The 4,482-nt window shown below is 52.9% G+C and carries 4 protein-coding genes; all 4 read left to right on the plus strand.

Annotated elements, in window-relative coordinates; genetic code table 11:
- Positions 1-213: 213 nt before the first annotated feature.
- From HMPREF0372_RS09505 to HMPREF0372_RS19155, 4 genes are read left to right on the plus strand one after another with little or no spacing between them, the layout of a single operon-like run.
- Entirely contained in the window at positions 214-3,369 is a 3,156-nt protein-coding gene (locus HMPREF0372_RS09505) for a DUF3427 domain-containing protein (RefSeq protein WP_007491474.1), read from the plus strand.
- The gene (locus tag HMPREF0372_RS09510; RefSeq protein WP_007491476.1) at positions 3,370-3,753 is read left to right on the plus strand and encodes a (deoxy)nucleoside triphosphate pyrophosphohydrolase; all 384 of its coding nucleotides are present in this window, start codon (positions 3,370-3,372) and stop codon (positions 3,751-3,753) included. It abuts the gene before it with no gap.
- Positions 3,743-4,066 carry a nucleoside triphosphate pyrophosphohydrolase gene (locus HMPREF0372_RS09515; protein ID WP_007491478.1) on the plus strand — a complete coding sequence of 108 codons (324 nt, stop codon included), beginning with the start codon at positions 3,743-3,745 and terminating at the stop codon, positions 4,064-4,066. Before HMPREF0372_RS09510 ends, HMPREF0372_RS09515 begins: the two co-directional genes overlap by 11 nt.
- Complete coding sequence (locus HMPREF0372_RS19155; protein ID WP_007491479.1) at positions 4,067-4,414, plus strand: hypothetical protein; 348 nt, start codon at positions 4,067-4,069, stop codon at positions 4,412-4,414.
- Positions 4,415-4,482: the final 68 nt, after the last annotated feature.

Genomic DNA, 4,482 nt, shown 5'->3' on the forward strand with positions numbered 1-4,482 from the left:
CTTTTCAATTTGCGAAAATTATTGTACCTTATCTAGTCCTGCTTATTGGACAAATGGGATGCTAAACTGAATTCTTAATGATCGGAAAAGGGATACATAAAATCTGGAACGCTTTGTTGATATTTGCCAATAAGTTCTTGTCGGATATTGGAATTCCAATTATACTAAGTACAATATGTATCCCAGAAGAGAAAATAGAAAGAGTGAACTAACATGTTGCCTCCCGGCCTTTATGAACAAGTCATCAATACTGCCCTGAACCGCGAGCTTTCGGAGATTCCCGATACCCGCAAATCGGTTGCGCCCATTGACAGGGCGGAGGCCTCCAAGGTGTTGGCGCAGTATCTGGCAGATGTGGTGCAAAAGGGCCTGGAGAATGTGGCGGACAACGGCGGGGACATCTCTACCCAGATCGGCCTTGCCAACCAGATCGTAAACCTCATCCAGAATACAACGAAAGAAGCTGACTTTGCTTCGCTGAGCGTCGACCTGCGGGCAGAGCAGCTTCTTGCGCTTTTACAGGAGCAGGATCCACGACTGGCAGTGGGCAAGACAGCTGCCGACCTGAGCCGGCCGGAAACCTCCATCGCCCAGAGCAGCCTGTTTACCGGAGCTATCCATGAGCCCCAGATGTACACGGAGCTCAAAAAGGAGATTGTCTCTGCCGACCGCATCGATATGTTGGTGTCCTTCATCAAGTGGAGTGGCTTGCGGCTCCTGATAGATGAGCTGCGGGAGTTTACCCAGAACGGAGGCGAGCTGCGGATCATCACCACCTCCTACATGGGGGCCACCGATGTGAAAGCCATTGAGGAACTACGCAAGTTGCCCAACACCAAAATCAAGGTCAGCTACGACACTAAGCGCACCCGCCTCCACGCCAAGACCTATATCTTTTGCCGGAATACCGGCTTCACCACCGCCTATGTAGGCTCCTCCAACCTGTCCAACGCCGCTATCTCCAGCGGTTTGGAGTGGAACGTGAAGGTGACCCGCCGGGATCTGCCGGAGACTATCGACAAGATCGCCGCCACCTTCGAGAGCTACTGGAATTCCAACGAATTTGAGTATTACTCCGAGGATCAGAAGGAGAGGTTGGCCCGGGCACTGAAAGCGGAAAAATACTTTGACGCCAACAACGCCGAAGTGTACACCATGGATATCGCCCCCTACTCCTATCAGCAAGAGATCCTGGACAAGCTGGAAGCGGAGCGCGCTGTCCGGGGCTACACCCGGAACCTGGTGGTAGCCGCTACCGGTACCGGAAAAACGGTGATCTCCGCTCTGGACTATAAGCGCTTCTGCAAGCAGCATCCTGGCAAGGTCTGCCGCCTACTCTTTGTAGCCCACCGGGAGGAAATTCTGCGGCAGAGCCTGTACACCTTCCGAGCAGTCCTGAAGGACGCCAATTTCGGAGAGCTGTTTGTGGGCAGCTACCGGCCAGAGGGCATTGACCACCTGTTTCTGTCTATCCAGACCTTCAACTCCCAGAATTTCACCGCCAAAACCGCTCCGGATTTTTACGACTACATCGTGGTGGACGAGTTCCACCACGCAGCGGCACCTACCTATCAGAAGTTACTGTCCTACTACCAACCCCAGATCCTCCTGGGCCTGACAGCCACTCCGGAGCGTATGGACGGTAAGAGCGTACTGCCCTACTTCAACAACCGGATTGCCGCGGAAATCCGTCTGCCGGAGGCCATTGACCGCAAGCTGCTGTGCCCCTTCCAGTATTTCGGCGTCACCGACACGGTGGATTTGAACACCCTGAAATGGAGTGCCGGCGGCTACGACAAAAATGAGCTTTCCAATCTCTACACCCTCAGCGGCGCCGTGGCCAACCGCCGCGCCGATCTGGTGGTGTTCTCCCTTCTCAAGTATGTGACCGATATCGACGAGGTGAAAGGCCTGGGCTTCTGCGTGTCCATCGAGCATGCAGAGTTTATGTGCCGCTATTTCAATAGCCACGGCATCCCCTCCATTTTCCTGACGGGGAAATCCTCCGATGATGAGAGAAAAGCCGCCAAGGGGCGGCTGGTGAGCGGCGAGGTGCGCTTCATTTTTGTGGTGGACATCTACAACGAAGGCGTTGACATCCCAGAGGTCAATACGGTGCTGTTCCTGCGGCCCACCGAGTCCCTGACCATTTTCCTCCAGCAGCTGGGTCGTGGTCTGCGGCTGGCGGAGGATAAGGAATGCCTGACTGTGCTGGATTTTATCGGCCAGGCCAACAAGCGGTATAACTTTGAGGACAAGTTTGCCGCCCTGCTGTCCAATACCACTCGCAGCGTGACCCGGGAGATCAAAGACGGGTTTGTCTCCGCGCCCAAGGGCTGCTATATCCAGCTGGAGAAGAAGGCTGCCAAGTACATCCTGGATAACATCCGTGCCTCCTATGGAAATACCGCCGGGCTGGTGTCCCGAGCGGCCAGCTTTGCGGAGGACAGCGGTTTGGATCTGACCCTGGCAAACTTTCTGGACTATTATCATTTGGACCCCAGGGCAATCTACAAGTTTTCCTCCTTCTCTCGCATCTGTGCTCGGGCAGATGTAATTGCAGATTTCAGTGAACCGCTGGAGGAAGTGCTCACGAAAGCCTTTGCCCGATTGGCCGTTGTGGACTCCCAGCGCTGGATTCGCTTTTTGTTGGATTTGCTGCCCCGCCTGGACAATGTGGACTTTGCGACGCTGGATGAGCTGGAACAGCGCATGCTCCAGATGTTCTACGTAACTGTTTGGGGCAAGGCGGCAGAAAGCTGGACATCCGATGAAGTGCTGGACAACCTGTATGCCCTCTCGGACAGTCCCGTGCTGCTGGGCGAGCTTTTGGACCTGCTCCGCTATCGGTATGAGCAGATCGACTTCATTGACGAGCCGGTGGAGCTGGGCTTTGACTGCCCGCTGGACCTCCACTGCACCTATACCCGGGACCAGCTGCTGGTGGCGCTGGATTTCCTGAAACCGGCCACGGTGCGTGAGGGTGTGAAGTGGCTGCCGGAGAAACATCTGGATGTGTTCTTTGTGACGCTGAATAAGGCGGACAAGGACTACTCGCCCACTACCATGTATCACGATTACTCCATCAACGAGAACCTGTTCCACTGGCAGAGCCAGAGCACCACAGCGGCGGACTCTCCTACCGGGCAGCGGTACATCCATCACCAGGAACGCAGGAGCAAGGTGCTGCTGTTTGTCCGGGAATTCAAGGCGGACCGGGTCACAGGAGGCGCGGAGGCTTATACATTTCTGGGCACAGCCAACTATATGAAGCACAACGGGAGCAAGCCCATGAATATCACCTGGAAACTGGATCGACCGATTCCAGCGAAATTTTTGAAGAAGACAAACAAATTGGTGGTGGGATAGATGACAGAGGTAGTAGCAGCCCTGATCTGGGATCAGGACAAATTTATGATTTGTCAGCGCCCGGCCCATAAGGCCAGAGGACTTCTTTGGGAGTTCGTTGGCGGAAAGGTTGAGCCAGGCGAAACCAAGGAACAGGCTCTGATTCGGGAGTGTCAAGAAGAACTGGCCATTACTCTGGATGTGGGTGAGGTGTTCATGGATGTGGTTCACGAATACCCGGATCTGACAGTTCACCTAACGCTGTTTCATGCGACCATCCATGAGGGTATCCCCCATAAATTGGAGCACAATGACATTCGTTGGATTACGGTGGATGAAATTGATCAGTATGCATTTTGCCCTGCGGATGAGGAAATTTTGAGGAGGCTGAAGGATGCCTACTAAAGCCTATCACAAGCTGGTGCGGGATCATATTCCAGAGATTATTGAAGCAGACGGAAAAATCTGTGTCTGCGAAACACTTACTGATGAGGACTACATACATCTTCTGGAGCAGAAGCTGAATGAGGAACTGGCGGAATATCAGGAGAGCAAATCCTTGGAAGAATTGGCTGACCTCTTAGAAGTTATGCAGGCTGTTGTAAAAGCCCGTGGCTGGACATTGGAAGAGTTAGAACAAGTACGGGCAGACAAAGCGGCAAAGCGGGGCGGATTTGAGAAAATGATCCTTTTGAAGGAAGTAAGGGAGGAATGCTGAATGGATATTGCGAGAGCAAAAGAACTCCTGACCGCTTTGGCTGATGGTATTGATCCCTTTACCGGCGAACTTTTCCCACGAGACCATGTTTGTAATCATCCTGATATCATTCGTGCTTTACATCAGATACTTGGTTCGACACAGGAAATCAAAAAAAGCCCCAGTGCGCCCAATGCAGGCAAACCTTGGCCACAGGCAGAACAAGACAAGCTGGTGGATGAATTTCATTCTGGAATGAAACTATCAGCAATCGCCAAAGAGCACGGAAGAAGTCGAAGGTCCATCGAAGCAAAATTGGTGCATTTAGGTTTGATTGAAGATTCTTATTTTACCAGAAAACCGAGGTGACCTCCATGCCTACCTACCGCTCCGCCTCCGGCAGCAGTGTAGGACTACAATACATATTGGACATCTGA

Source organism: Flavonifractor plautii ATCC 29863 (assembly GCF_000239295.1).
GTDB classification, from domain to species: Bacteria; Bacillota; Clostridia; order Oscillospirales; family Oscillospiraceae; genus Flavonifractor; species Flavonifractor plautii.

Coding starts and splice junctions, on each gene's coding strand:
- HMPREF0372_RS09505 (WP_007491474.1), top strand. CDS start 214: ATGTTGCCTCCCGGCCTTTATGAACAAGTCATCAATACTGCCCTGAAC.
- HMPREF0372_RS09510 (WP_007491476.1), top strand. CDS start 3,370: ATGACAGAGGTAGTAGCAGCCCTGATCTGGGATCAGGACAAATTTATG.
- HMPREF0372_RS09515 (WP_007491478.1), top strand. CDS start 3,743: ATGCCTACTAAAGCCTATCACAAGCTGGTGCGGGATCATATTCCAGAG.
- HMPREF0372_RS19155 (WP_007491479.1), top strand. CDS start 4,067: ATGGATATTGCGAGAGCAAAAGAACTCCTGACCGCTTTGGCTGATGGT.